Here is a 1,552-nt window from a genome sequence, read left to right on the forward strand (position 1 = left end):
AAGCGCAAGAAGAGGGAACAACATTCCCTATCGCGACCGTCATTGAGGAATTAACCTTTGATGAGCAAGGGTTGATTCCGGTAATTGCGCAAGATGCTGAGACTAAGTCGATTTTGATGTTTGCTTGGATGAATCGCGATGCGCTAGAAGAAACTATCGCTACTGGACGGATGTGTTACTGGTCTAGGTCGCGCAAAAGTCTTTGGCGAAAAGGGGAGAGTTCTGGTCATGCTCAGCAATTAAAAGAATTGCGCACCGATTGTGATGGTGATGTTTTGCTAGCAATGATTGATCAAACAGGAGCGGCGTGTCATACCCACCGAAAATCGTGTTTTTATCTGAAATTTGGCGAAAAAGAAGTTGAGATTAATACTGAGTTTTAGCACCAGATTTGGCTTAGTTCAGATAGTAAAAAGGCGACCTAATGAGTCGCCTTTTATATTTATAAGCGTGTGCTTATTTCGCTATTTCAATCAACTCAACTTCAAATAGTAAAGTCTCATTAGGTCCGATTGAGCGATTACCTTGTGGACCATATGCTAGATCAGCAGGAATATACAATTGCCACTTTGATCCTGTAGGCATTAGTTGAAGCGCTTCGGTCCAACCTGCGATCACGCCATTTAACGGGAATGTTGCTGGTTCACCTCGACTAACAGAGCTATCAAATACTTCGCCACTAATAAGGCTGCCGGTGTAATGCACTGTTACAGTATCTGTTGCTGCAGGTTGAGGGCCTTTGCCTTCAGTAAGAACTTTGTACTGCAAACCGCTTTCTAGCGTCACTACGCCTTCTTTATCTTTGTTTGCGCTCAAGAACTCTTCGCCAACAATTTTATTCGCTTCACTAAGTTTTTGTAGTTCAGCAATTTGCTTTTCTTGCATCTCACGCTGATATTCACTCAAGGTTTGAGCTATCTCGTCATCAGTAAGCAATTGAGGTTCATCGTTAAACGCACTTTTCAGACCATTTGCGAACTGATCTAAATCGATATCTTTGAGTTCGTTGCGCATGCGCTGACCAAACATCACACCAAAGGCATAACTGACTTTTGCTTCTTTACTTTCAAACTTAGCAGCGCCGTCTTCAGCTAGTGTAACTGGACTCATTCCAATAAGACTCGCAGTTAGTAAAGGCAAAGCGATTTTTTTTATGTTCATAGTTCTGTTTCCATTCATTTGATGTCAGCCTGAACAGTAGACGGGCAGACATTTTCTTTGAGACCCAAAACCTTAAGGCTTTTGCAGAGGATCTTCCAGAGTCGCAACATTAGGGCTTGTTAATGGTGATGGCCGCCTACACCATGCGCGTGACCATGTGATATTTCTTCTTTTGTAGCTTCTCTAATAGAAATGATTTCAATATCAAACGTCAGATCTTTGCCTGCGAGAGGGTGGTTCGTATCAACATCGACATTGAACTTGCCTGCTTTAACAACCGTGGCCTGGCGAGCACCTTGTTCAGTATTGATGCCAACCGTCATCCCCGGTTTTAATCGCGCTAACTGTTTCTTGTCTCCCATTAAATGTTTAATAAGGACTCTTTGTACTG

At 42.8% G+C, this 1,552-nt stretch carries 3 protein-coding genes; 1 reads left to right on the forward strand and 2 read right to left on the reverse strand.

Annotated elements, in window-relative coordinates; all coding sequences use genetic code 11:
• Window positions 1–383: phosphoribosyl-AMP cyclohydrolase (gene hisI, locus A3739_RS19030; RefSeq protein WP_369821111.1), on the forward strand; the 383-nt coding region annotated here is incomplete at its 5' end.
• Between the two features lie 73 nt (window positions 384–456).
• Here the strand turns inward: hisI and A3739_RS19035 are convergent.
• Together A3739_RS19035 and A3739_RS30130 are read right to left on the reverse strand one after the other, a co-directional pair.
• Window positions 457–1,161 (reverse strand): FKBP-type peptidyl-prolyl cis-trans isomerase, encoded by a 705-nt coding sequence (locus tag A3739_RS19035; protein WP_068483446.1) that lies wholly within the window; start codon window positions 1,159–1,161, stop codon window positions 457–459.
• Window positions 1,162–1,280: 119 nt separating this feature from the next.
• Window positions 1,281–1,552 (reverse strand): peptidylprolyl isomerase (locus A3739_RS30130; RefSeq protein ID WP_369821112.1); only part of this gene is annotated, 272 nt, incomplete at its 5' end.

It is taken from the genome of Oleiphilus sp. HI0067, assembly GCF_001635735.1.